General features: G+C 69.3%; 22 protein-coding genes. 15 read left to right on the top strand and 7 right to left on the bottom strand.

The window, feature by feature from the left end; translation table 11 throughout:
- Positions 1 to 26: 26 nt before the first annotated feature.
- Positions 27 to 1,424 carry a VWA domain-containing protein gene (locus SSP24_RS04575; RefSeq protein WP_507772848.1) on the top strand — a complete coding sequence of 466 codons (1,398 nt, stop codon included), beginning with the start codon at positions 27 to 29 and terminating at the stop codon, positions 1,422 to 1,424.
- A gap of 83 nt (positions 1,425 to 1,507) precedes the next feature.
- Positions 1,508 to 2,368 carry an AAA family ATPase gene (locus SSP24_RS04570; RefSeq protein ID WP_141307471.1) on the top strand — a complete coding sequence of 287 codons (861 nt, stop codon included), beginning with the start codon at positions 1,508 to 1,510 and terminating at the stop codon, positions 2,366 to 2,368.
- A 76-nt stretch (positions 2,369 to 2,444) separates the two neighbouring features.
- On the opposite strand, the gene SSP24_RS04565 is transcribed toward SSP24_RS04570, so the two are convergent.
- A complete protein-coding gene (locus SSP24_RS04565) occupies positions 2,445 to 4,388 on the bottom strand; it encodes a maleylacetate reductase and hydroxyquinol 1,2-dioxygenase domain-containing protein (RefSeq protein WP_141307470.1) in 1,944 nt (647 codons plus the stop codon).
- On the opposite strand from SSP24_RS04565, the gene SSP24_RS42690 reads away from it, so the two are divergent.
- Positions 4,387 to 4,548: a hypothetical protein gene (locus SSP24_RS42690; RefSeq protein WP_167529511.1), complete on the top strand. Its 162-nt coding sequence runs from the start codon at positions 4,387 to 4,389 to the stop codon at positions 4,546 to 4,548. The genes SSP24_RS04565 and SSP24_RS42690 overlap by 2 nt on opposite strands.
- Positions 4,549 to 4,620: 72 nt before the next feature.
- On the opposite strand, the gene SSP24_RS04560 is transcribed toward SSP24_RS42690, so the two are convergent.
- Together SSP24_RS04560 and SSP24_RS04555 are read right to left on the bottom strand one after the other, a co-directional pair.
- The gene (locus SSP24_RS04560; RefSeq protein WP_141307469.1) at positions 4,621 to 5,502 is read right to left on the bottom strand and encodes a helix-turn-helix domain-containing protein; all 882 of its coding nucleotides are present in this window, start codon (positions 5,500 to 5,502) and stop codon (positions 4,621 to 4,623) included.
- Positions 5,503 to 5,670: 168 nt separating this feature from the next.
- Positions 5,671 to 7,521 carry a sigma-54-dependent Fis family transcriptional regulator gene (locus SSP24_RS04555; RefSeq protein ID WP_141307468.1) on the bottom strand — a complete coding sequence of 617 codons (1,851 nt, stop codon included), beginning with the start codon at positions 7,519 to 7,521 and terminating at the stop codon, positions 5,671 to 5,673.
- A gap of 228 nt (positions 7,522 to 7,749) precedes the next feature.
- Here SSP24_RS04555 and SSP24_RS04550 point away from each other — a divergent pair, with 228 nt between their 5' ends.
- The 9 genes from SSP24_RS04550 to SSP24_RS04510 all read left to right on the top strand — a co-directional run bounded on the left by SSP24_RS04550 (position 7,750) and on the right by SSP24_RS04510 (position 16,858).
- Complete coding sequence (locus SSP24_RS04550; protein ID WP_141307467.1) at positions 7,750 to 9,411, top strand: FAD-dependent oxidoreductase; 1,662 nt, start codon at positions 7,750 to 7,752, stop codon at positions 9,409 to 9,411.
- Positions 9,412 to 9,487: 76 nt separating this feature from the next.
- Positions 9,488 to 9,955 (top strand): nuclear transport factor 2 family protein, encoded by a 468-nt coding sequence (locus SSP24_RS04545; protein ID WP_141307466.1) that lies wholly within the window; start codon positions 9,488 to 9,490, stop codon positions 9,953 to 9,955.
- Positions 9,956 to 10,101: 146 nt separating this feature from the next.
- The gene (locus SSP24_RS04540) at positions 10,102 to 10,923 is read left to right on the top strand and encodes a CoA transferase subunit A (RefSeq protein WP_141307465.1); all 822 of its coding nucleotides are present in this window, start codon (positions 10,102 to 10,104) and stop codon (positions 10,921 to 10,923) included.
- Positions 10,920 to 11,696 (top strand): CoA-transferase subunit beta, encoded by a 777-nt coding sequence (locus tag SSP24_RS04535; RefSeq protein ID WP_141307464.1) that lies wholly within the window; start codon positions 10,920 to 10,922, stop codon positions 11,694 to 11,696. Before SSP24_RS04540 ends, SSP24_RS04535 begins: the two co-directional genes overlap by 4 nt.
- Positions 11,693 to 12,910 (top strand): thiolase family protein, encoded by a 1,218-nt coding sequence (locus SSP24_RS04530; RefSeq protein WP_141307463.1) that lies wholly within the window; start codon positions 11,693 to 11,695, stop codon positions 12,908 to 12,910. Before SSP24_RS04535 ends, SSP24_RS04530 begins: the two co-directional genes overlap by 4 nt.
- A 489-nt stretch (positions 12,911 to 13,399) precedes the next feature.
- The gene (gene wrbA / locus SSP24_RS04525; RefSeq protein WP_141307462.1) at positions 13,400 to 14,017 is read left to right on the top strand and encodes an NAD(P)H:quinone oxidoreductase; all 618 of its coding nucleotides are present in this window, start codon (positions 13,400 to 13,402) and stop codon (positions 14,015 to 14,017) included.
- A 183-nt stretch (positions 14,018 to 14,200) separates the two neighbouring features.
- Positions 14,201 to 14,617: an SsgA family sporulation/cell division regulator gene (locus SSP24_RS04520; protein WP_141307461.1), complete on the top strand. Its 417-nt coding sequence runs from the start codon at positions 14,201 to 14,203 to the stop codon at positions 14,615 to 14,617.
- 271 nt (positions 14,618 to 14,888) lie between these two features.
- Positions 14,889 to 16,250, top strand: coding sequence for an MFS transporter (locus SSP24_RS04515; protein WP_141307460.1), 1,362 nt, complete (start codon positions 14,889 to 14,891; stop codon positions 16,248 to 16,250).
- Positions 16,251 to 16,417: 167 nt separating this feature from the next.
- Positions 16,418 to 16,858: an ATP-binding protein gene (locus SSP24_RS04510; protein WP_229864771.1), complete on the top strand. Its 441-nt coding sequence runs from the start codon at positions 16,418 to 16,420 to the stop codon at positions 16,856 to 16,858.
- A gap of 43 nt (positions 16,859 to 16,901) precedes the next feature.
- Here SSP24_RS04510 and SSP24_RS04505 read toward each other — a convergent pair whose 3' ends face one another.
- Positions 16,902 to 17,399 (bottom strand): cupin domain-containing protein, encoded by a 498-nt coding sequence (locus tag SSP24_RS04505; protein WP_229864772.1) that lies wholly within the window; start codon positions 17,397 to 17,399, stop codon positions 16,902 to 16,904.
- A 149-nt stretch (positions 17,400 to 17,548) separates the two neighbouring features.
- Here SSP24_RS04505 and SSP24_RS04500 point away from each other — a divergent pair, with 149 nt between their 5' ends.
- The gene (locus SSP24_RS04500; protein ID WP_141307457.1) at positions 17,549 to 18,193 is read left to right on the top strand and encodes a TetR/AcrR family transcriptional regulator; all 645 of its coding nucleotides are present in this window, start codon (positions 17,549 to 17,551) and stop codon (positions 18,191 to 18,193) included.
- A gap of 78 nt (positions 18,194 to 18,271) precedes the next feature.
- Here SSP24_RS04500 and SSP24_RS04495 read toward each other — a convergent pair whose 3' ends face one another.
- Genes SSP24_RS04495 through SSP24_RS04485 form a run of 3 tightly spaced genes read right to left on the bottom strand, consistent with a single transcriptional unit; the run spans position 18,272 to position 20,572 of the window.
- Complete coding sequence (locus SSP24_RS04495) at positions 18,272 to 18,940, bottom strand: TetR/AcrR family transcriptional regulator (protein WP_218037064.1); 669 nt, start codon at positions 18,938 to 18,940, stop codon at positions 18,272 to 18,274.
- Positions 18,941 to 18,963: 23 nt separating this feature from the next.
- Complete coding sequence (locus SSP24_RS04490) at positions 18,964 to 20,151, bottom strand: MFS transporter (RefSeq protein WP_141307456.1); 1,188 nt, start codon at positions 20,149 to 20,151, stop codon at positions 18,964 to 18,966.
- Positions 20,141 to 20,572 carry a GlcG/HbpS family heme-binding protein gene (locus SSP24_RS04485; protein WP_141307455.1) on the bottom strand — a complete coding sequence of 144 codons (432 nt, stop codon included), beginning with the start codon at positions 20,570 to 20,572 and terminating at the stop codon, positions 20,141 to 20,143. Before SSP24_RS04485 ends, SSP24_RS04490 begins: the two co-directional genes overlap by 11 nt.
- A gap of 672 nt (positions 20,573 to 21,244) precedes the next feature.
- Here SSP24_RS04485 and SSP24_RS04480 point away from each other — a divergent pair.
- Both SSP24_RS04480 and SSP24_RS04475 read left to right on the top strand, forming a co-directional pair.
- Entirely contained in the window at positions 21,245 to 23,131 is a 1,887-nt protein-coding gene (locus tag SSP24_RS04480) for an amidohydrolase (RefSeq protein ID WP_174864602.1), read from the top strand.
- Positions 23,132 to 23,256: 125 nt separating this feature from the next.
- Complete coding sequence (locus SSP24_RS04475) at positions 23,257 to 23,919, top strand: hydrolase (RefSeq protein WP_141307453.1); 663 nt, start codon at positions 23,257 to 23,259, stop codon at positions 23,917 to 23,919.
- The last annotated feature ends 39 nt before the right edge of the window (positions 23,920 to 23,958 follow it).

Genomic DNA, 23,958 nt, shown 5'->3' with positions numbered 1-23,958 from the left:
AACTCCCGTGAATTACTATTCCTGCCATGAGGCTTAGCGAACGGAAATCGTACAGCTCTTCACAGTCACCGTCCATGGTGGCGGGAATTACGGTCGCTTTCTGCGGGGGCCTGCGTGCTGCGGGTGTCTCCGTGTCGACGGGAGAGACCATCGACGCCGTCACCGCCCTGGCGGCGGTGGACGCCTCTCGTCGGGACCTTGTGCGAGCGGCGCTCCGGGCGGCCCTGGTCAAGGACGACGCCCACGACGATGCCTTCGACCGGCTCTTCGAACTCTTCTTCCCCGCGCCGCGCGTCGGCCGGCAGGAGGCGGCCGCGGAGCGGACCGACGGCAGCCGGCGGCCGGAGGCGGCCGACCTGCGGGACCAACTGACCGAAGCCCTGCGTCAGGGCGACGACGACTCGGTCGGCGTCGCGCTCGAGGACGCCGTGGAGCACTGGGCCGGCATCGACGGGGCGACGCCGGGCAGCGAGCGTCACCACCTCCAGCGCGTGCTGCGCCGGTTGGAACTCGGCCGTGTGCTCCAGGAGCTCATGCGTGGATCCCCCGACAGGACAGAGCTGGAGCGGCAACTCGGCAACGCTCAGGCGCACGCACAACTCGAAGAAGTGCTGCGCATCCTGGAGCAGCTCGTCCGCGAACGTCTGCACGACACGGGAGGTCATGACGCCGCGCCCCGGCCTCACGCCCAGGAACTGCAGGATCTGCCCGTCATGCACGCGGCGCCGCACGAGCTGGCCGCGCTGCGCAGCGCCGTACGGCCGCTCGCCCGCCACATCGCCACGCGGCTGGGACGGCGGCGCCGCGGACGCGGGCGCCTCGACATGCGGCGCACCATCCGCGACAGCATGAGTTCCGGCGGTGTTCCGCACACGCCGCGGATGCGGCGGCGCCATCCGTCCAAACCCGACCTCGTGGTGCTGTGCGACGTGTCCGGATCCGTGGCGCAGTTCGCCCCCTTCACCCTGTCGCTGCTACACGCACTGCACGAGGAGTTCCGCCGCGTCCGGTCATGGGTCTTCATCGACGGAATCGTCGAGGTCACCGACTTCCTTCAGGCCGCGCCGGGCGTCGTCGACGTCCATCACCTGCTGGGGCGGCGCGGTCTGGTCGCCGGCGACGGCCGCAGCGACTACGGCCGCGCGTTCGCGGAGCATCTGCGGCGCTGGCCGGACGCGGTCACCGGGAAGACCACCGTGCTGGTGATCGGCGATGCCCGCACCCATGACCGGCTGCCCGCCCTCGCGGAGACCAAGGAGCTGCACCGGCTCAGCCGTCGGCTCTACTGGTTCAACCCCGAGCCGCGCCACCAATGGGACACCGGGGATTCCAGCCTGTCCCTGTACGCCGCGCACGCCACCCGGGTCTTCGAGGTGTCGACGCTGCGCCAACTCGGCGACGCCGTCACCCACATCGCCACCTGAAACACGCTGTCAGGCTCTGCCGTCACCGACTCCGCCTGCGCAGTGAACCAACCCATGCACACCGCACGAACAGGACATCATTCATGGCAGCGTTCTCGACCGTTGACGACGTACGCGAACGGCTCGCGGCGACCGGCTATCTCGCCGGCGAGTCCATCGCAACCACCGCCTTCCTCGCCGACCGGCTGGAGAAACCACTGCTGGTCGAGGGGCCGGCCGGGGTGGGGAAGACCGAGTTGGCCAAGGCGGTGGCGGTGGCCACCGGCGCCGAACTGGTGCGCCTACAGTGCTACGAAGGGCTCGACGAGGCACGCGCGCTCTACGAGTGGAACTACAAGAAGCAGTTGCTGCGCATCCAGGCGTCGCGCGACGACTCCGCCTGGGACCAGGTCCACGACGACGTGTTCGGCGAGGACTTCCTGCTCGACCGGCCGTTGCTCGCGGCCATACGCCGTGCCGAGCCCACCGTGCTCCTCATCGACGAGGTGGACAAGGCGGACCTCGAGATGGAGGGTCTGCTGCTCGAGGTGTTGTCGGATTTCCAGGTGAGCATCCCGGAGTTGGGGACGATCACCGCCGTGCGGCGCCCGTTCGTCGTGCTCACCTCCAACGCCAGCCGTGAGCTCTCCGAGGCGCTCAAGCGTCGATGCCTCTACCTGCACATGGACTACCCGACGCCGCAACGGGAGCGGGAGATCGTGCTCGCTCGTGTGCCGCAGGCCGCCGAGCGGCTGGCGGAACAAGTCGTGCGCACCGTGACAGCACTGCGCGGCCTCGAACTGCGCAAGGCGCCGTCGATCGCCGAGACCATCGACTGGGCGCGAACCCTGGTCGCCCTCGATCGAGACGAGCTTGACAGCGAGACGGTCAGGGGGACTCTGGGCGTCGTCCTCAAGAACGTCGCCGATCAGGAGCGGGCCGTCGAGGCGTTGTCCCTGGGTTGACGGTTGTCGGGCACGGTATGTCAAAAGCCCGGTGGCGGCAAGGAAACCCTTGCCGCCACCGGGCTTTTGGGGAAACTTACCGCGCGGAGGCCAGGCGGAAGGTGTAGTCCAGCCGGTGCCAGGGCCCGTCGACGACGCGGCCGTCAGGGGTGGGCCCCTTGTGTTCGGGGAATTCGACGATCAAGGCGTCCTTGACGCCGAAGACCGTGTCACCGTCGATGTGGTCACCGCCCGCGACGAACAGCTGGGTGACCAGTCTCCTGTGGCCGGGGCTGCTGATCACGAAGTGGATGTGCGGGGCGCGGTAGGGATGGCGGCCGGTGCTCGTGAGCATCTGCCCCACGGGGCCGTCGTCCGGGATGGGGTACGCCACCGGCACGAGCGACCAGAAGGTGAGCCGGCCGTCGTCGTCGGTGAGGAAGCGGGCGCGCAGCACCGGGCCGTCCAGGTCGGGCAGTTGCACGTCGTAGAAGCCGTCGGCGTTGGTCTGCCACACGTCGACCACGGCACCGGCCAGCGGTGTGCCCTCGCTGTCGGTGACTCGCACATCCGCGTACAGCGGTGCTCCCGGCAGGCCGTCGGCGATGTCCGCGCCGTGCTCGCGCGGCGGCGGCCCCTCGGTGTAGAACGGGCCGAGCACCGCCGAGGGCGTCGCTCCCGCCGTACGGGAGTTGGTGCACGCGTCGACCGCACTGGAGACGCCGAGCGTGTCGGAGAGCAGCACGAACTCCTGCCGGGTGGGGCTGCACATCTGGCCGGTGCGGGTGAGGAAGTCGATGGCGTACTGCCATTCGTCCTGGGTCAGGTCATTGTCTGCGGCGAAGCCGTGCAGGCGACGTACCAGGTCGGTGAGCAGTTGCCGGGCCCTGGGGGAGGGCGCACGGTCGAAGCTGGCGGTGACCTGGCCGAGCAGCGTGTGCAGTTGTTCGGCGAGCGGGTCGGCGGCCTGCGGGCGGTCGCCCGACCAGGCGTCGTTCAGCAGGGCGGTGATTCCCTCGGGGGTCACCGGGCGTGGGTTGGGGTAGGGCTTGGCGGTGGCGAGCTCCACGGCGCGCGGCAGGTCGTCCTCACCCAGGCCCAGTTCACGCAGGGACAGCGGGCCGCCCAGGCCCGCGATCAGGTCGTGCACGGCGGTGGGCGCGTCCGGCAGCACCCCGGCACGGGGCCCGGCCAGCGCACCCGCGATCCGGCGCATCGCCTCGGTGGCGCCGGCCGCGTTGTAGGCCATGGCGTGGGGGAGGACGACCGTATGTGTCTGCGCGTGCGGCAGGTCGAAGGAGCCGCCGAGGGTGTGACACAGCTTGTGGTGCAGTCCCATGCCGACCGTGCCCAGGCAGGTACCCGCCAGCCAGGCGGCCTGCAGGGCGTCGGCGCGGGCGGCGCGGTCTGCGGGATCGGCGACGATCCGCGGCAGGGCGCCGCTCAGCAGTGAGATCGCCCGGAGCGCCAGCTCGTCGGTGACGGGGTTGGCCTGTGGCGCGTACAACGCCTCCACGGCGTGCGCCATGGCGTTGATGCCGCTGGTCACCGACTGGGGTGCCGGAAGCCCGAGGGTGAGGTCGACGTCGTACACGACCGTCTCCGGCAGAATCTCCGGAGCGGAGCGGGTGGTCTTGACGCCGTTCTCGGTCTCCCCCAGGACAGGGGTGACCTCGGAACCGGCGTAGGTGGTGGGGACGATGATCTGTGGCAGCCCGGTGCGCACCGCCAGGGCCTTGGCCAGGCCCGTGGTCGAACCTCCGCCGACCGCGACGAGGCAGTCCGCGCCCACCTCGTCGACGACCCTGCGGGCGCTGTCGGTGACGTCGACCGGGGTGTGCATCGCGGCACCGGTGAACGAACCCGCTGCCAGGGGACCCAGGATTTCGCGGGCCTCCTCGGCGAGGGCGGCCTGACCAGGAGTGGCCAGGACCAACGCCCGGGCGCGGCCCAGGTGCTCAACCTCCTGCCGGAGGTTTCTCAAGGTCCCCGCGCCGAACACAATGCGTGCGGTGGGACTGGAGTAGAGGAATTCCCGCATGCGGCTCTCCGTACTGCGCGGCATGGCGATGCCCGGCCTGTTCGGGATCGCTGCTGAGGAAGTATGGACCGCGCGGTGGCCGGATCTCCTGCACGATCCCGCCCTGCCGCTGCACGAAACGCGCGACCACCCTCATGGGAGGTTGGAAAAGGCTCACTGAGAGCGACTGCGTCTTTGAGCCCACCCGAGCGTGCCAGGGCCCGCGACGCCGGCGTGATCCAAGCGACAGGCCCTACCCGCGCTGGCGCAGTTCGGCGGGGGTGCTGCCCAGCTGGGCACGCAGTACCCGCGTGAGGTGCTCCTGGTGCGAGAAACCGCAGCCGGCCGCGATCTGGGCGATGGGCAGCGTGCTCGTGCGCAGCAGCCGCGCGGCCTGCTCGACCCGCAGCCGCATCAGGTAACGGTGTGGCGGCTGCCCGGTACGCGCCTTGAACGCACGGGCGAACTGGCTCACGCTCAGCCCCACCGCGGCGGCCAGCTCCTCCAGCGGCAGCGGATCCGACAGCCGGGCATCCATCAGCTCCCGCACCACGGTGAACTGCCGGTCGGTGAGGCCCGCGGGCCGGGCCGTGGCGGCCGGAGCGCGGTGGCGGTCGCTGTGCCGCCAGGCCAGCTGGGCGGCGATGGTGAGGGCGAGCTGGTCGGCGTATGTGCGGCTGCCGGGCTGCCGGTCGCGCACCACGGAGTCCAGGGCCAGAACCGTCTGTTCGAGCAGCGGATCGGTGACGCCGAACTCCTCGGTCAGCCGTACCGTCCGGTCCGACTCGCCGAGTGCCTGCTGCAGGGACTCTTCCGACAGGTAGACGTGCACGGTGTGCAGGCGGTCGGAAAGCTCCACGTCCAGCGCGGTATCGGCCGGGTGCAGGAACAGCCCGCCCGGCGGCACCCGACGGGTGTCCGTCAGTCCCCGCCGTCCGCGGCGGACCGTGACCGGGCCGTCCAGGTGCAGGATCAGCAAGTGGCTCCGTGCCCCGTCGAACGCGTTCCGGTACGGCCGCTCGGCCTGGGTGGACAGGTACAAGCCCTGCCAACCGAGCCCGGCGCTTGTCCGCGCCGGACGCACCCACGGCTGGCTGAGGATCCCGAGGGTGTCCTGGACGCCCAACTCTTGCATCGGCTCCGACTCCCTGCCGAGTACGTCGTACGTCAGCGAACAGGCCAACAGGCGCTGGCCACGAGCATAGGCTGGCCGATCCCGATGCGGAACACCGTGGACGTTTAAAGTTGAACTTCCGGTGTCGGGATGCTGGCGCCGCGCCGAGCTCCAGAGGGAAAGTCCAGGTCAGTAGGCCACCCTCTCGAGATCCAGATGGTAGGACCGCAGCTTGCGATAGAGCGTCGACCGGGAGATCCCCAGGTCGCGGGCGGCGAGCTTCTTGTTCCCGTCGGCCCGCCGCAGGGCGCTGACGATGGCGCGCAGTTCCACATCCGCCAGGTACGGCAGCGGCCGCCGGGAGGGGTGCAGCAGGTCGGACGGCAAGTCCGCCAGTGTGATGTCGCCCGTGCGCCGCTGGGCGACGGCCGAGCGGATCACGAGCTCGAGCTGTCGGATGTTGCCGGGCCAGGGGGCCCTGGCCAAGGCCTGCACGACCTCCGGACGGCAGCGCAGCGGCTCGCCGCCGTACCGGCGCACCAGCCGCCCGACCAGGTCGGGGATGTCCGGGCGCCGTTCGTGCAACGCCGGCAGCTCGATGCGGTGGACCGCCAGCCTCTCGATGTGTGGCCCGAGCACCGGCTGGGCGCGGGAAGGCGACGTCGTCGTGCCGATGAGCCGGAGCGGCTCCGGAGCGTCGTGTGCGTCGAGCAGGGCGGCCAGCGGCAGAGCGACCTCGGCGGGGAGCACCTCAAGATGGGTCAGGACCAGGGTGCCCGGCCCGGGCCGCTCCAGCAGCTCCTGGACGCGCCGCAGCCAGGCGTCGGGGCCGTCCACTGCGGCGAGTGCCGCATTGAGGATGTGCAGCTTCCCGTCCGGCTGTGTCAACTCGTGGAGCGCACGGGCCAGTTCGCTCTTCCCGGTCCCCGCCTCTCCGGAGATCACCACCGGTTGGTCGTCCGCCGGCACACGCGCGGCACGGGCCATCGCGTGCCGCCAAGGGGCGCTCGTGCCGCCCAGCCGACGCAGCAGCCGCTGCTCGGCACTCGCCGTGGCAGGTCCCGGATCACCGGGCTGTCTCCGTCGCTGCGAGCGTGGCGCCGCCAGTTCCACCAGCGCCCCGGCGACCTGGTCGCCGTCGGCCACGGGGCGGGCCCGCAGATCCAGCACCCGGCCGGACTCGGTCAGCCAGGTTTCCTCCGCCGCTCCCCGCTCGGCGATGGCCCGCGCCGCCAGCTCCCACAGCGCCCCGTGGCTGATCCCCTCCACCAGCCGAGCCGCCGCGGGCGTGGAGATGACCGTGTGCTCGTTGACGGCCAGCAACGCGCGGCTGGTCCTGCGGCCGGCCGAGGCGAAGGCGTCCAGCAGCCGCCGTTCTCTCGCAGAGGCGGTCGCCAGAATGCGCTCCTGGACGGCCTGACAGGTCTCCTCCACGAACGCCGGCATCAGCGGGCTGGCGTCCTCCGCCGGGCACAGGAAGGTCACCACTCCCTGCAGCCGACCGGTGACGGGGTGGCGGACGGGCGCTCCGAAGCAGGCGTAGCACATGAACTGCTCGGCGAAGTGCTCGGCCCCGACGACCGAGAACGAACGGCCCTCCTCCAGCACGGTGCCGAGGCCGTTGGTCCCGCAGAACTCCTCCCGGAGACAGAAGCCGGGCGCCGAGTTGGTGGTGTCCATCATGGCTCGCACCCGTCCGTCGTCGACGTAGCGCTGGAGGACCCGCCCGTCACGGTCGGCGAGGAGTACCGCCGCGCGGGTGCCGCGCAACCGATCGGCCAGCCTGGTCAGCACCGGTCGTGCCGCCGCGTACAGCGCGCCGTCGAGGTCGACGCCGTCCGTGTAGGGCAGTGCCGTGGCGTTGGGCGGCGCGCCGATCAGCACGGAACGGCGCCAGGAGGCCAGCACCTCGGCGCGCACCCGTCCCACCGGGTCACGGCCGGTGAGGAAGTCCTCCCGGGCCCGGTGGGACAGGCGAGTGAAGTCTTTGGGGTCGGCCATGAGCACGGTGCCCCCCTCAAGGACGATGCGACGCTGCATCGAAGCGGTCACCTGGGCGGTCCGCCACCGGCGGAGCGTGCCGCGGACGGTAATACACGGTCCGTACGGACGTACAGCCCCGTGCCCGGGTGCATGGGCGTCGTGCACAGGCGCTGTCCCAGAACGGGACACCCACGCCGCCACCCGGATTCCTAACGTTGGCCGCGTCCCGCGGCACGCCGCCGAGGCAGCCGGCGAGGCACGCGCGACGACCAAGGAGGGCTCCTCATGGCACAAGCAACACGGGGTTCGGCCGCCCCGATCCCCGCAGCCGGTTTCACCGCCGAAGCGGACATCGTCGTGGTGGGCGGCGGCGGGGGCGGTCTGCCGGCCGCCCTGTTCTCCCGCTGGCTCGGCAACGACGTCATCCTGCTGGAGAAGGCCGCCGAACTGGGTGGCACCGCACGCAAGGCGGCGTTCTGGTACTGGGTGCCCAACAACGCGCCGATGCGCGCACTCGGTATCGAGGACCGGGAAGAGGACTGCCTGCGCTACATGGCCCGGCTTTCCCGCCCGCGTGAATACGACCCCGACCATCCGACGCTGGGCCTGAGCCGCTGGGAGTACCAGCTGTGCCGGGCCATCTACGAGAGCGCGTCCCCGGCAGCCGAGCTGCTCGCGCGGCGCGGTGCGCTGACCTACCGCCACTGTGCGGACGTACCGGACTACTGGGCCGAGTTGCCCGAGAACGCGGCGCCGAGGGGCCGGGTGCTGGTGCCCAGCGAGGCCAGCGAGTCGATGTCGGACGGCGGCCAGGTGGCCATCCGCATGCTCAGCGCCGCCGCTCGCCGTGACGGCGTGGACATCCGCACCGGCCACCGCGTCCAGCGCCTCATCCGCTCCGGTGGTGCCGTGGTGGGGGTGGAGGCGGACACCGCGGACGGAGAGCCCTGCCGCGTCCGCGCCCGCAAGGCAGTCGTCTTCGCCACCGGCGGGTTCACCCACAACGCCGAACTGCGCCGGAACTTCGTCGGCGTCCCCGTCTACGGCGGCTGCGCGGCCGACACCAACGAGGGCGACTTCGTGCCCATCGCCTCCGCGGTCGGAGCCCAGCTGCGCAACATGAACTACGCCTGGATGTGCCCCGTGCCGCTGGAGAAGGCGGTCGCCCGCGATCCGGGTCTGGTGGGGATGTTCTCCGTCGCCGGTGACTCGATGCTGTTCGTGAACAGGCACGGCCGGCGCGTGGTCAACGAGAAGCTCCCCTACAACGAGCTGGCGCAGACGTTCTTCCAGTGGGATCCGTCGGCCGCCGAATACCCCAACCTCGTGCTGGTCCAGGTGTGGGACCGGCGCAGCCAGCAGCATTCGGCGAGCACGGAGTACGGGCGGCTCATCGTTCCGCCGGGCGCCGACAACGCCCACGTCATCTCCGGGCAGACCCTCGATGACCTGGCCAGACGTGTCGACGAGCGGCTCGCCCGGTACGTCGGCCACACCGGTGGGCTGCGGCTCGCCGACGACTTCACCGCCAACTTGAAGGCGACCGTCGAACGGTTCAACGAGATGGCCCGCGAGGGCGTGGACCGGGACTTCCACCGAGGGGAACGCGCCGTCCAGGTGCTGTTCAACGGTCCGGTCAAGGACGAGCCGGAGCGGGCCAACCCGACCCTGTGGCCGCTGGCCGACGACGGACCGTACTACGCCGCACTGGTCACCGGCGGGACCCTGGACACCAAGGGTGGTCCGAAGACGACTCCTGACGGCCAGGTCGTCGACGACACCGACCGGCCGATCCCCGGACTGTACGGCGTGGGCAACTGCGTTGCCTCGGCCTCTGCCCAGGCCTACTGGGCCGGCGGCGCCACACTCGGCCCCATCATCGCCTTCGCCTACCGGGCCGCGCAGGCGGCGCACGCCGAGCGGGTCAAGGACATCTCGACCGACTGAAGCGACATCGAATCGCAGCGTGTCCCGGCCGTCCGTGGCCGGGACCGCAGACCTCACCACGGAAGGAACCATCGCGATGGCTCTGACACAGCAGACGATGACCGACGAGCAGCGCAAGTCGGTCGCGCTGGAGTACCTCAAGGCGTTCGACCACGGCGGTGTGACGTCCACCGGAGGCAGCATCCTGGACCTGTTCGCCGACGACGCCCAGGTGTTCTTCCCCAAGTGGGGCCTGGCCACCGGCAAGGAGCAGATCGGCCGGCTCTTCACCGAGGTCGGCGGCACGATCAAGCGGATCGAGCACCACTACGCCGGCTTCAACTGGATCTTTTCGGGCAGCGACGTGCTCGTGTGCGAGGGCGCAAGCCACGGTGAGCACCGCGACGGCCCCTGGCGCGCCGGAGTGCCCGAATGGGGCGCCGGACGCTGGTGCGACGTTTTCGAGATCCGTGACTGGAAGATCCAGCGGTGTTTCATCTACCTGGATCCCGACTACGCCGGCCAGGACACCGCCCGCTACCCCTGGCTCGCCGACCCGGCCTGAAGCAGCCTGCCGCGGCCTCGCCCTGCCCACGCGAACGCGTCACGCGTTTCGTGCAGCCGCAACGGCGGAATCGTGCAGGACATCCCGCGACGAGTCCGCTCAAACTTCCTGGGCAACGATGTGAACGAGCCAGATGGGCAAGAGCAATGGCCAAACACCTCACGCTGCAGGAGGCGGTGGCGGAGCTGATCCATGACGGGGACACCGTCGCGATGGAAGGCTTCACGCACCTGATTCCGTATGCGGCGGCACACGAGATCATCCGGCAGCGGATCACCGACCTCACTCTTGTGCGGATGACTCCGGACGTGATCTACGACCAGTTGATCGGTGCCGGTCTGGTACGGAAACTGATCTTCTCCTGGGGCGGCAATCCGGGGGTGGGCTCGCTCCACCGGTTCAGGGACGCGGTGGAGAACGGCTGGCCGCGCCCGCTGGAGCTGGATGAGCACAGCCACGCCGGCATGGCCAACCGCTATGTCGCCGGGGCGTCGAGGCTGCCGTTCGCGGTCCTGCGCGGTTACCGCGGCAGTGACCTGCCGCGGCGCACCGACACCGTCTCCACCGTCGCCTGCCCCTTCACCGGTGAGGAACTGGCCGCCGTCGCCGCTCTCCATCCGGATGTCACCGTCATTCACGCCCAGCAGGCCGACACGAAGGGCAATGTCCAGCTGTGGGGCCTGACCGGAGTGCAGAAGGAGGCCGTGCTGGCGGCCGACCGGTCCCTCGTGACCGTGGAAGAGATCGTGGACGATCTCGAACTGCGCCCGGGCGGCGTGATCATCCCCACCTGGGTGATCGACGCGGTGGCCGTCGTGCCCGGCGGTGCGCACCCCTCGTACGCGGCCGGTTACTCGGTGCGCGACAACGACTTCTACCGGTCCTGGGACTCGATCTCCCGCGACCGCGAGGCCTTCACGGCATGGCTCGAGGAGAACGTGCTCAGCGGCAGGGCGGTCTCCCGATGACCGACAGCGTCGAATTCAGCCGGGACGAGCTGATGGAGGTGAACGCCGCCCGCGCGCTGGCCGGGGCCAGGAGCTGCTTCGTGGGCATCGGGCTCCCGAGCACCGCCGCCAACCTCGCCCGCGCCACCGTCAACCCGGAGTTGGTGCTGATCTACGAGTCGGGGACGATCGGCTCCAAGCCGAACCGGCTGCCGTTGTCCATCGGGGACGGTGAGCTGGCCGAGACCGCGGACGCGGTGGTCTCCGTGCCGGAGGTGTTCAACTACTGGCTCCAGGGCGGCCGGATCGATGTCGGCTTCCTCGGCGCCGCCCAGGTGGACCGCTACGCCAACATCAACACCACGGTCGTCGACCGCGGCCCGGGCAGGTCCGAGGCGCGGCTCCCGGGGGCCGGCGGGGCTCCGGAGATCGCCGCCAACTGCGGCGAGGTACTGATGGTGCTGCGCCACAGCACCCGCAATTTCGTCAAGAAGATCGACTTCGTGACGACCCTGGGCCACGGCAGCGGTCCCGGCGACCGTGCCGAGCTGGGCCTGCCGGGCGCCGGCCCGGTCGCGGTCATCACCGACCTCGGCATCCTGCGCCCCGACGACTCGACGGCCGAGCTCTTCCTGACCGAGGTTCACCCGGGAGTGACGGTCGAGCAGGTCCGCGCCGCCACTGGCTGGGAGTTGAAGGTCGCTGACGAGGTCGTCACCACCGAGCCCCCGACATCCCAGGAACTCACCGCCCTGCGGGCCCTCAAGGCCGCCGGAAGGAGCACCGCCGTATGAGGACCGACCGTCTCCGGGACGTCTACGTCGTCGACGCCGTTCGCACCCCGGTCGGCAAGTACAACGGCGGCCTGGCCTCCGTTCGTCCGGACGATCTGGCTGCCCACAGCATCCGCGAACTCCTCGCCCGCACACCCGATCTGGACCCGGCCCGGATCGACGACGTCTTCTTCGGCAACGCCAACGGTGCCGGAGAGGAGAACCGCAACGTCGCCCGCATGGCCGGACTGCTGGCAGGCCTGCCGGTGACCGTGCCGGGCGCCACCGTCAACCGCCTCTGTGCCTCCGGGCTGGAGGCGGTCGTCCAAGCCGCGCGGGCCATCGCGCTCGGCGACGCCTCCATTGCCCTGGCCGGCGGCGTCGAGTCGATGACCCGCGCACCTTACGTGCTGCCCAAGAGCGAGCGCGCCTTCCCGGCCGGGCACACCGAGCTGTACTCCACCACCTTGGGCTGGCGCATGGTCAACCCGAGGATGAACCCGCAGTGGACCATCCCCAATGGCGAGTCCGCCGAACTCATCGCCGAGAAGCACAAGATCACCCGGGAGCAGCAGGACGAGTTCGCGCTCTCCTCGCACCAGAAGGCCGCCAGGGCGCAGGCCGCGGGCCTGTTCGACGCCGAGATCGTTCCCGTGCCGATCCCGCAGCGCAAGGGTGAGCCGGTCGTGTTCGATCGCGACGAGGGTGTTCGGGAGAACGCTTCCCTGGAGGCCATGGCCAAGCTCAAGCCGTCGTTCCGCAAGGAGGGCGGCACGGTGACGGCGGGCAACGCCTCCCCGCTGAACGACGGTGCGGCGGCACTGCTGCTCGTCGACGAGGAAGGCCTCAGGGCCACCGGCCGTGAGCCGTTGGCGCGGGTGAGCGCGAGCGGCGTGTCCGCGATCGAGCCGCACTACTTCGGTCTCGCCCCGGTCGAGGCGGTCAACAGGGCCCTCGCCAAGGCGGGGAAAACTTTCGGTGACCTGACCACGCTCGAACTCAACGAGGCGTTCGCCGCCCAGGTGCTCGGCTGCCGCGCCGAGTGGCCCGAGTTCGACCCCGCGATCCTCAATCCGCGCGGTGGTGCCATCGCCCTCGGCCACCCACTGGGCGCCTCCGGAGCCCGCCTCGCCTGCACCGTCGCCCACCAGCTCGCCGCGGCGGGCTCCGGCACCGGTGTCGCCACCCTGTGCATCGGCGTCGGCCAGGGCCTCGCACTCGTCCTCGAGCGCTGATCCCCGGGAACCGCCGCTCCGGAGCCCACGAAACCGAGGACAGCAGGTGGCTCCGGAGCGGCGCCGAACCGGCGGGCCATGGCCGTGCGCACCGGCGTCCGCCGACTCGTGCTGACCGCAGCGGACCTGGCTGTGTCCGTCGGCGGAGGAGAGGGAGTGGCTCAGGGCGACCAGACGGGCACCAAGATCGGCCGTACGGCGGCGTATCGGGGGAGGTCGAACGTCCAACTCCCGGGTGCCGGAAGCGGCTTGACCGAGGAGGGAAGCACGCGGATCCGACCCGGGTCGCGGCTCGACCCGGCGGCCACCGCAAGGGTCACCCGGCCCGACTGGCGGATATCGTTGAATGTTGTACTATGTGGCGAGCGATGAAGTTGAGCATTAAACCATCGTCCACATTCGCACGACACAACCCAGCAGGGCGCAAACCTCATGGGCATTTTCAGCCGTAATCGCAACAACGACACCCACACAACGGAGACCGCAACCGTGGCCGCACCCGTCAAGCTCGCCATTGTCTACTACTCCTCCACCGGCTTCAGTGCCGAGATCGCCAAGGAGATCAACGACGCCGCCGAGAAGGCCGGCGCCGAGGTCCGCCTGCTGAAGGCGGCCGAGCTCGCTCCGGAGGCCGCGATCGCCTCCAACGAGGCCTGGGCCGCTCACGCCGCCGCGAGCGCCGACGTCCCCGAGGCGACGCCGGGCGACATCGAGTGGGCGGACGCCGTGATCTTCGGCACGCCGACCCGCTTCGGCAACATTTCCTCGCAGTTGAAGCAGTTCATCGACATGCTCGGCGGCCTGTGGGCCCAGGGCAAGCTGGCCAACAAGGTGTACAGCGGCTTCGTGACCAGTGCCACCACTCACGGCGGCCAGGAGTCCACCCTGCTCGCCCTGTACAACTCCATCCACCACTTCGGCGGCCTGATCGTCAGCCCCGGCTACACCGACCCGGTGAAGTTCGTCGACGGCAACCCCTACGGCACGTCCCACGTCGACGCCCAGGGCAACAACCCCATCGGTGACCAGACCCGCAACGCCGCCCGCCACCAGGCGGAGCGCGTTGTTCAGGTGGCCGCCGCCCTCAAGGCCGGCCTCGCCTCCTGACTTCAGCCGAAAGGCATCCCAGAGCACTGGCGCGCCCGCGGAGCATCCGCGGGCGCGCCTTCTCGTGTATGCGGCGGCAACCGTCGGACAAGGCATGGTGTACGCCACACCAATAGTGGTTCATGCTTCAACTAAATCGGGCGTAGGGTCCTCAGTGCGTAGCCGACAGGGAGAAGCAAGACCATGGAGATATTCGTCGAGCAGGAGTGCGAGATGCGCCTGGTGGTCACGCCGGACAGCAGTGTCGGTGTGGCAACTCGTCTGTGGTACAGCCCACATGACCCCTGCGCCGTCCACATCGACTTCGACGCCGGCGCGGACACCCCGGTCACCTGGGTCTTTGCTCGCGAGCTGCTGGCCAGGGGCACCGTCCGGCCGTCCGGGCACGGCGACGTGAGGATCTGGCCGACCCATGAGGGGCAGCGTCGCGTCCTGTGCCTGGCTTTGTCCTCCCCCAGTGGACAGGCGCTGCTCCACGCTCCGCTGTCCGTCGTGGATCGATGGCTGCAGCGGACTTACGAGATGGTCCCGGACGGCAAGGAATGGCAGCTGCTCGACCTGGACGACGAACTGTGCGAACTGCTGGGCGAGACGGCCTGACCCACACGTCCCTCGACGTCCGGACGCACCCAGCTCAACCTGCGCGTTTCGTGCAGCTCGGACAGCACGATCGTGCAGGAGCCATCCCTCCCGCGTGCTGATACTCCCTGCACCGGGGCGCCCCACGCAGCGAACTCTGCTCAAGGGAACTCGATCCGCCCCCGGTACTGACACTCGCGAACGACGGTCGCTGATCTCCGCCTTGGATTCTGTCGGCTTTTCCTGCCGGCACGGCACCACCGTTCACGGAAGTTCACCAAGGGAGACGTTCATGAAGAACCCATCCAGTCGTCCCGGGGATTCCAAGGTGCCGGAGGCCGGCCCTGAAGCACCGGCGCATGAGGCCACCAGATCCGCGCGGCGCTACGAGGTGCGGATCGTCGCGCTGCTCGCTGTCGGCTTCGGTCTGGTCGGACTGGACCGCAACATCATTGCCCCCCTGTTTCCCGCGATGGTCGAGGAGCTGGGCCTGACCTACCAGGACCTTGGCATCATCAGCGGCGTCCTCGCCATCTTCTGGGGCCTCGCGTCGATCATCGCCGGCAACCTCTCCGACCGCATCGGGCGGCGCAAGGTCCTCATCCCGGCCGTGGTCGGGTTCTCCCTCGTCTGCGGCTTCACCGGGGCCGTGTCCGGCATGGGAATGCTGCTTGTGCTCCGCGCCGCCATGGGGCTGTTCGAAGGCGCCTACACACCTACGAGCATCGCCCACACCTCGGAGTCCTCGACACCGTCGCGCCGCGGATTCAACATGGGTCTCCAGCAGAGCCTGTTCGCGCTGCTCGGACTCGGCGTCGGCCCGATCATCGCCACTCAACTGCTGGTCGTCCTGTCGAGTTGGCGATGGGTCTTCGGCCTGGTGGCGCTGCCCGGGTTCATTGTCGCCTTCCTGCTCCACCGAATCCTGCGGGAGCCCGAACACACGGCTGGGGCGAGGAAGGTGCGGGCGGGCGGCCCGACCGCGGAGCCGGAGGCGGGCAGTCACCCGTCCAGACGCGCGATCTTCGCCGAACGCAATGTCGTCCTGGCCACGGCCGTGCTGTTCGGCAACTTCTCCTGCGTCTTCGTCATGATCAGCCTCATGCCGAGCTACCTCACCGACCATCTCGATATGCCCGCCACTGATATGGGCTTCGTCCTGTCGGCCTTCGGACTCGGGGGGTTCGTCGGATACATAGCCCTGCCCGCACTGTCCGACCGGCTTGGCCGGAAACCCGTCCTCTTCGCGGCCTTCGTCATCGGCATCGCCGCGCTCCTGGTCTTCCGTACGCTCGGCGCGAACCTGACGGCCCTCTTCGTGGTGCTGTTCGTTGCGGCAGTCTGTGAGTTCGGAGCCTTGTGCCTGCTGACCGGCCCCGTGGTCACCGAGGCGGTGCCCGCACCTCTGGTCGCCTCCGCGGCCGGTCTGCCGATCGGTATCGGGGAGATCACGGGCGGCGGGCTCACGCCGGTCATCGGCGGGTTCGTGGCGCAGCACTTCGGTATCCAGTCCATCGTCGTTGTCGCGATCGCGGGCCTGGCGATCAGCTTGACCATGTCGTTGTTCCTGCGCGAAACGGCGCCTGTCCGGACCAAGACGCGCAATGACGGGGAGTCGGCTCGCGTCGGCGCCGCCGGAGTCACGACGGGGTGACGGCCTTCGTGGGTGGCGGGCGGTCAGTGCCGCTCCGGGACAGGGGAGGAATAGGAAATTGTAGTTAACGGTTCAACCAAATGAGCGGCTTGAGGGGGGTGTCTGCACCACGAGGAAAGGCGACAGCGATGTCCGTGATCGACACTCGGTGTCCTTCGGTGAGCGCGTTGAGTGAGACGGATAGCGTGTGCGAGGTGCAGCAGTCCGCGGTACTGACGTTGCCGTCTCAGGCGATGCTGGTGGGGGCGGTTCGCGTGTTCACCGCCGAGCTGCTCCAGCGGTGGCGCATCGGCGGTGAGGAACAGGAGGCCGCGGTTCTGATCCTCGACGAGATGGCGACGAACGCGGTCCAGCACGGCCGCTCGCGCATGACGCTGCTGCTGGCCCTGGAGGACGACGTGCTCCGCATCAGCGTGGCCGACTCCGGACCGCGCACCCGCTTCGAGGCCCCTGCCGTCGATCCCGACGAACACGGGCGCGGCACAGGGATCGTGGAGTACCTGGCCGACCGCGTCGAGATCCATCCCGGCAGCGACGGATGCCTCATCAGCGCATGGCTGCGCGTGAAGCCGCACTCCGCCGGCGCCGGGGAGCCGGACCCTGCCTGAGACTCGCCGTCTCTCTCAGCCGACCTGATCCGAACGACTGTGCCTAGCCCTCCTGTTGCTCCAGGTCGGCCGGAGTGGTGCCGGGCGGGCCGAGGACCACGTCGCCGAGTTCCTGGGCCACCGCCATGAACAGCTCCGCGTCCAGTTCGGTCTCGGGTGTGGCCAGGGGGAGAGGAGTGCCCGCCCGGGCGATGAGCTCGGCGAAACCGGCCGGCGAGCTGATGTTGAGGGCCCGGGCGCCGTCGGGGCCGGACTTGATCATGTGCGGCACGTGCATGGGGATGGTGTAGAAGTCACCGGAACGCAAGGTCACGGTGTCCGTCCCGGCCCATACCTCCAGCGAACCCGAGACGACCCAGAGACGCTCCTCGTACTTCGTGTGCATATGGAGCGGGGTCGCCGAGCCCGTTGCCAGCACGGAGTCGGTGAGGTCGTGACGTCCGTCGGTCTCCGCCGCGGATGTGAGGATGGTGACGCGCAGCTCCTGCCCCAGTACGTACTGGCGGTCAGTGGTGTCCGTTGTGGAAAGGAAATGACTCACGTGCATGACTCCTGAAGGAGGGGTGGTGACAGAACACCGCGCCGGTGCGCGGAGACGGTGATCGCGACAAGAGGGTCCCCGGCGAGAGGTCCTCACTTGGTAGAGGGATCCTATATTGAAAGTAGTACGCGTTGCTTGAAGAAGGGAACATGAGTACCCAACCGCGCGATGAACGCCGCCCCTACCGCGCCGGCAGACGTGCCATGGCAGCGGCGGAGACGCGGAGGGCGATCCTCGACGCCGCCAATCGCCTGTTCGTCGAGCACGGCTATGGAAGGGTCACCGTCGCCGACATCGCGCGCGAGGCCGAGGCCGCCGTACCCACGGTGTACGCGAGCACAGGAGGCAAGGCCGCGATCCTGGCCCTGCTCATCGACGAGGGCGTCGCCGACCCGATCGTCGAGCAGACGCTCGCAGCAGTACGTACGTCTGCCGATCCACGGGATGCAGTCACTGTCACGGTGCATGGCGTGCGCGTCGACAACGAACGGCATTTCGACCTCCTCCATGTGCTGACGACAGCCGCCGCACTGGAGGAGACCGCCAAAGAAACACTCACCCGCGCGGACCGCGCCTATCGCGACGCCCTCGGAGTGGTGGCCGGGCGGCTGGAGGAGCTGAACGCCCTGCGGCCGGGCCTGGGTCGGGACCGGGCGACCGACATCCTGTGGTTCTTCCTCGGTCACCACTCCTGGCGCCTGTGCGTCGCGGACCGGGGCTGGTCCTGGAACGACACGGAGGAGTGGTTGGGGGAGCAGCTGTCGATCGCCCTGCTCGGCGACCGAGCCGGCTGATCGCGGGGCGCGTCCGACGCCCGCCGTGGCAGCTGAACGCCTCCTGAGGGGCGGCAGGTCAGTCGGCGGGCACGCAGGTCAGTCGGCGGGCGCGGTGGAAGCAGCCGACTCGTTCCTCGCAGCCGACTCGTTCCCCGCAGCCGACTCGTCCACTGCGTCCGTCCCGTCCCACAGGCTGAGGGCCGCGCGCACGGTGTCCTCGAGTTCCGCCCTGCTGTGGCCGCCCTTCGCCTGTACGGCCATTCCCTGGATCAGCGTTGCCAGCAAGGTCGCGGTCGCATCGGCGTCGAGCCCTCGCGGCAGCGGCCCGTTGGCGCTCGTCTTCCTCAGCCGCTCACGCAGGGCGGGCAGGATCTGGTCACGATTCCGGGCCAGTTCCTCGCGAATCGCGTTGTTGTCGGGGCCGCAGACCAAGGCCCCGTTCGTCTCCAGACAACCCGGCGGAGTCGCCTCTCCGGTGTGCAGTGTCGCAATACCGTAAAGGAGCTTTTCCGCAATGCGCTTCGGCGTGGTCTCGGCCAGTGCCTCGACACGGAAGTCGAGATATTCGGAGTGATATAGCTGCAGCGCCCGCCGGAAGAGTTCCTCTTTGCTGCCGAAAGTACGGTAGAGGCTGGTCTTGCCCATCTTGGTGGCTTTCATGAGAACGCTCATGGAGGCGCCCTCATAGCCGTACTCCCAGAAGGCGAACATCGCATTCCGGAGGGCCTGGTCTTCCTCGAAGGTCCGCGGCCTGGACAATTCCACCGCCTTTCCTCGGTGCAAGAGTATCACCTGGTAAGTGTCTCCACGGGCGCCGGGTGAACGCTGCGCGGTCGGAGCGCGAGGCCGGTCACGGCTGTTGCCGCAACGGCCAGCGCAATGGCCGCCCACGGAGTGGTCAGCACTCCCGCACTGTCGAGCACCCGCCCGCCGATGAGGGATCCGCCGGAGATCCCCAGATTGAAGGCGGCGATGTTGAACCCCGACGCGGCGCCCACCGACTCGGGCACCTCGTCCTCGGCCACCGTCACCACTCCGGTCTGCACCACCGGGTTGATCGCAAATCCGAAGAACCCCCACACCGCGAGGTTGATCATCACGGCGATCACCGAGTGGGCCGTGACAGGCAGGAGGGCGAGCGTCGCGGCCAGGCCGACGAGCACCACGATCACGGCCTGCCGGGTGCCCAGCCGGTCCGCCAGTCTGCCTCCCCAGAAATTGCCGATGACTGTGGCGATTCCGAAGACGACCAGACCGACGTTGACCATGCTCTCGCGTACGCCCGTCACGGATGTCAGCAGCGGCGAGATATAGGTGAAGACGACGAAATTGGCGCCGAAACCGAGCGCGGTGATGAGATACATCGTCACCAGTCGGCCATTGCGGAGCAGCCGGAGCTGAGAAATCAGGCTCTGGGGCGGAGTGTGCGAGATGTTCTTCGGCAGGAGAAGCATCAGGGAAACGACGCTCACCGCGGCCAATGCCGTCACGACCAGGAAGGGAAATCGCCAGTCGAAAGTCCCGCCTATCCAGGATCCGAGCGGCACACCCAGCACCATGGCCACTGTCAGGCCGCCGAACATGACTGCCACGGCTCCGTTCGCCTTTTCTCGCGGCACGAGCGAGGCGGCGACGGTCGCGCCCACACTGAAGAAGACCGCGTGGGCGAAAGCCGTGACGACGCGTGCTGCCAGCAGCGTCGCGAAGCCGGGTGCGAAACCCGCCGCAAGGTTCCCGACGAGGAAGACGGCCATCAGCCAGATGACGAGCTTGCGGCGATCGATCCGCCCGGTGAGCGCGGTGAACAGCGGCGCGCCGATGGTGATCGACAGAGCGTAGAGACTCACCAGGAGTCCGGCGGTGGGGACACCGACCTGCAGATCGTCGGCGATCGACGGGATGATTCCGACGATCACGAACTCGGTCGTCCCGATGGCGAAGGTCGAAATCGCCAGGGAAAGGACACTACGCGGCATGGCCGGCGGGCTCCTTCGTGAGTGCCGCGACGGCTGCCGCGCGGGCGATGATCTCGTCCTCTTCCACGGAGGCGCCGGAGACGCCGACCGCTCCGATGACCACGCCGTCGGCATCCTTGATGACGACTCCGCCGCCGAAGTTGATCAGCCCGCCGTTGGTGTGCTCGACCATGTAACTGGGGCCGTCGGGGTGCGCCACCTTGCCGAGGGCCCCGCTGTCGGCCTCGAAGAGCGCGGCCGTGCGGGCCTTGCGATGTGCGACGTCGATGGTGCCGAGGATGGCCCCGTCCATGCGCAGAAAGCCGGCGAGGTGGGCCGCTCTGTCGCACACGCTGATGTTGACCGGCGGGAACTGTCGTCGGACGGCCTCCTCCTTCGCGGCGTTGATGAGCTTCTCGATGAGTTCAGTCGTGAGCGTCACGATGTGCCTTCCGTTTCGTCGGCACCAGTTTGGTACCGATCGGTTCCAAACGTAAGTCTCGTCGGGTCACGCGTCAAACCGCTGGTCGGGGGTGTGGCTCAGCGCACTGCGGCGGCGGGACTCGGTGAATTGGCTTAGGGGTCGGTGACCGGGTGACTGAAGGGGGTGTCGTATCCCGGTCCTACGTCGATCACCGCGATGCGGACTGCGGCTGGGAGCGGCGGGGTGGACTGCGAGGTCGCGGTCCAGTCGACCGGCGCCGTAAGCGGTCGAACACAACGAGTCCGGCCGTGCCCACCCATCGCTCGACGGCGTCGACGGCCCGGTCACCCGGGCGTCGGCAGGTGTACAGCGCAGGGGGCACGCGCCGCCGAGTCTCGCGGTCAGGTAGGTCAAATGCCTTATGCCGCGCCTCGGGTGGACGGCTGATGAACCTGGCGGCGGGGGAGTGCGGCCCGGGTCAGTGTCGCGGAATTCCATGGTCATGCGACCGATGCCCACGACCGCGCGGCTTCCCCACACTGACTCCGACGGCCTTGATCAACGAGACGAGGAAGGTCAGCTCCACGACTTGTCGGCGTGCGGCCACTCCCACGGTGTGCGCGGCTCTTTCCTTTCCCGCCCCGGTCTTGGCCTTTGCCCTTCCCGAAGGAGGCACACTCCGTGACAACCATGCCTGTCGGTGGTGTCCAGCCGCTGGCCGACGAGGACGGCGCCGCCGATCTGGTGGTGCGCAACGCGAAGATACATACGGGCGATCCGCGGCGTCCGCGGGCCGATGCAGTGGCCGTCAAGGACGGCAGGATCATGGTCCTCGGGGACGATCGCGATGTCGCGCCGTACGTCGGACGGTCCACCCGGGTGGTGGACGCGCTGGGCCGGCGGGTGATCCCCGGGCTGAACGACGCGCATCTGCATGTGATCCGGGGCGGGTTGAACTATGTGCTGGAGCTGCGCTGGGACGGGGTGCGCACCCTGCGACAGGCGCTGGCCATGCTGCGGGAGCAAGCCGGCCGCACGCCGAAAGGCCAGTGGGTGCGCGTGATCGGCGGCTGGACGAAGGAGCAGTTCGCCGAGCGGCGCATGCCCACCACGGCCGAGCTGAACGAGGCCGCTCCGGACACACCGGTCTTCGTCATGCATCTGTACCAGTCGGCGATCCTCAACCGGGCCGCCGTGCAGGCCGCGGGTTTCACCCGTGACAGGCCCGACCCGCGGGGCGGACAGATCGTACGGGGCCGGGACGGCGAGCCGACGGGAATGCTGCTCGCCGCGCCCAGCGCGCTGATTCTCTATTCCACTCTGGCGAAAGCACCCGGCCTCGACCCTGCCGAACAGGAGCTCTCCACTCGGCACTATCTGCGCGAGCTGAACCGGTTCGGGTTGACCTCGGCGATCGACGCCGCGGGCGGTTTCCAGTCCTTCCCCGAGAACTACGACACGGTCACCCGGCTCGCCCGGAAGGGTGAGCTGACCCTCCGCATCGCCTACCACCTCTTTCCGCAGACACCCGGGCAGGAACTCAGCGATCTCAAGCGGTGGATCGACACGGTCCGGCCCGGCGACGGCGACGAGTGGCTGCGCCTGAACGGGGCGGGGGAGACCCTGACCTGGGCAGCGGTGGACTTCGAGAACTTCGCCCAACCCCGGCCCGAACTCGCCGACTACGAGGCGGAGTTCGAAAGCGCCGTACGCCTGCTGATGGAGAACGGCTGGGGCTTCCGCCTGCACGCCACCTACGACGAGACCATCCAGCGCAACCTGCGTGTGTTCGAGAAACTGGCCGCCGAGGGGCTCTTCCCCGCCGGACAACGCTGGCTCTTCGACCACGCGGAGACCGTCTCGGCCGAGAGCCTGGACCGCGTCGGCGCGCTGGGCGGCGCGCTGTCGGTGCAGGACCGCATGGCGTTCCAGGGGGAGGCGTTCGTCCGCCGGTACGGGGCCGCCGCTGCCGCCGAGGCGCCGCCGCTTCGGGCCATGCTGGAGCGCGGACTGACCGTGGCCGCGGGCTCCGACGCGACCCGCGTCACCTCCTACAACCCCTGGGTTGCCCTGCACTGGCTGGTGTCCGGCAGGACCGTCGGCGGACTCACCCTCTACCCGGCGTACAACCGGGTCGACCGGGCCACAGCGCTGGAGCTCTACACCAGGGGCGGCGCCCTCCTCTCCGGCGAGGAAGAGGTCAAGGGCCTGCTGCGCCCCGGCCACTTCGGCGACCTCGCCATCCTCGACCAGGACTTCTTCGAGATTCCCGAACAGGACATCCCGCACATCGAGTCGGTGCTGACCGTCGTCGGCGGCCGCGTCGTCTACGCCGCCGCCGAGTACGAGGGACTCGACGAAGCCCTGCCCGCCATCAGCCCGACATGGAGCCCTGTGGCCCATTACGGCGGCTATCAGGCGGCCGCCCGGCCGGGCAGCACCGGCGCCCTCCAGGCCGAACTGCTGAGTCAGGCCGTCGCCGAGTCCGAACAGCACCGCCAGTGGCGCGTCCGGCACGGCCTCCTGCCCGCGCGGACCGTCGGGACCGGACCCTTCGATCCCTGCTTCTCGCCCTGAGAACCGCTTTCTCGCCCTGAGAACCGCTGCGCGCCGCCATCGACTTCTCCCTCCCGCCGCGGCGGCAGGCCGTCGGCAGCACTGTCCCACCCCGCACCACGCCCAGCACAGAAGGAGCAGATCCCATGTCCGAAGCCAGTACCGTCCTGCATGGCCCCAGCCCCGACCTGCTCACGCCCGACAACGCGGTGTTCCTGTTCGCGGACCACCAGCCGCAGATGTTCTTCGCGACCGGCAGCGACGACCGCGGGGCCATCATCAACGCCACCGTCGGACTCGCCAAGGCCGCCGCGGCCTTCGATGTGCCGACGGTGCTGACCACGGTGGCCGCCGACAGCTTCTCCGGCCCGATCATGCCCCAGCTCGCCAAGGTGTTCCCCGACCACAAGATCATCGACCGCACCACGATGAACCCGTGGGAGGAGCCGGCGGTGGTGGCGGCCGTCGAGTCCACCGGACGCAAGAAGCTCGTCATCTCCGGGCTGTGGACCGAGGTGTGCGTCGCCCTGCCCGCCCTCTCGGCGCTCCACAAGGGATACGAGGTCTACGTCGTCACGGACGCGTGCGGCGGTGCCACGCCGGCCGCGCACCAAAACGCCGTGGAGCGGATGACCGCGGCCGGCGCCATCCCCATCAACTGGCTGGCGGTCATGCTCGAACTCCAGCGTGACTGGGGCCGCCAGGCCACCTACGGCGCCGTCCTGGACATCGTCCAGGAGCACGCCGGCGCCTACGGCCAGGGCGTCGTCTACGCCAAGCGGTTCATCGGCGAGAACGCCGCCGGCTGACCTGTCCCACCCCCCTGCCCGTGGCGGGCGACGCCCCTC

Source organism: Streptomyces spinoverrucosus (assembly GCF_006539505.1).
Lineage (GTDB): Bacteria > Actinomycetota > Actinomycetes > Streptomycetales > Streptomycetaceae > Streptomyces > Streptomyces spinoverrucosus.
Note: the sequence above shows the minus strand (reverse complement) of the source record. Positions and strands in the feature narration are given on the sequence as shown.

What these genes read in the sequence shown, in the direction of transcription:
- SSP24_RS04480 (WP_174864602.1), top strand. Translation starts at nt 21,245, where the DNA reads ATGCCTGTCGGTGGTGTCCAGCCGCTGGCCGACGAGGACGGCGCCGCC.
- SSP24_RS04515 (WP_141307460.1), top strand. Translation starts at nt 14,889, where the DNA reads ATGAAGAACCCATCCAGTCGTCCCGGGGATTCCAAGGTGCCGGAGGCC.
- SSP24_RS04500 (WP_141307457.1), top strand. Translation starts at nt 17,549, where the DNA reads ATGAGTACCCAACCGCGCGATGAACGCCGCCCCTACCGCGCCGGCAGA.
- SSP24_RS04545 (WP_141307466.1), top strand. Translation starts at nt 9,488, where the DNA reads ATGGCTCTGACACAGCAGACGATGACCGACGAGCAGCGCAAGTCGGTC.
- SSP24_RS04540 (WP_141307465.1), top strand. Translation starts at nt 10,102, where the DNA reads ATGGCCAAACACCTCACGCTGCAGGAGGCGGTGGCGGAGCTGATCCAT.
- SSP24_RS04520 (WP_141307461.1), top strand. Translation starts at nt 14,201, where the DNA reads ATGGAGATATTCGTCGAGCAGGAGTGCGAGATGCGCCTGGTGGTCACG.
- SSP24_RS04560 (WP_141307469.1), bottom strand. Translation starts at nt 5,502, where the DNA reads ATGCAAGAGTTGGGCGTCCAGGACACCCTCGGGATCCTCAGCCAGCCG.
- SSP24_RS04565 (WP_141307470.1), bottom strand. Translation starts at nt 4,388, where the DNA reads ATGCGGGAATTCCTCTACTCCAGTCCCACCGCACGCATTGTGTTCGGC.
- SSP24_RS04550 (WP_141307467.1), top strand. Translation starts at nt 7,750, where the DNA reads ATGGCACAAGCAACACGGGGTTCGGCCGCCCCGATCCCCGCAGCCGGT.
- SSP24_RS04490 (WP_141307456.1), bottom strand. Translation starts at nt 20,151, where the DNA reads ATGCCGCGTAGTGTCCTTTCCCTGGCGATTTCGACCTTCGCCATCGGG.
- SSP24_RS04535 (WP_141307464.1), top strand. Translation starts at nt 10,920, where the DNA reads ATGACCGACAGCGTCGAATTCAGCCGGGACGAGCTGATGGAGGTGAAC.
- SSP24_RS04475 (WP_141307453.1), top strand. Translation starts at nt 23,257, where the DNA reads ATGTCCGAAGCCAGTACCGTCCTGCATGGCCCCAGCCCCGACCTGCTC.
- SSP24_RS04555 (WP_141307468.1), bottom strand. Translation starts at nt 7,521, where the DNA reads ATGCAGCGTCGCATCGTCCTTGAGGGGGGCACCGTGCTCATGGCCGAC.
- SSP24_RS04570 (WP_141307471.1), top strand. Translation starts at nt 1,508, where the DNA reads ATGGCAGCGTTCTCGACCGTTGACGACGTACGCGAACGGCTCGCGGCG.
- SSP24_RS04530 (WP_141307463.1), top strand. Translation starts at nt 11,693, where the DNA reads ATGAGGACCGACCGTCTCCGGGACGTCTACGTCGTCGACGCCGTTCGC.
- SSP24_RS04575 (WP_507772848.1), top strand. Translation starts at nt 27, where the DNA reads ATGAGGCTTAGCGAACGGAAATCGTACAGCTCTTCACAGTCACCGTCC.
- SSP24_RS42690 (WP_167529511.1), top strand. Translation starts at nt 4,387, where the DNA reads ATGCGGCTCTCCGTACTGCGCGGCATGGCGATGCCCGGCCTGTTCGGG.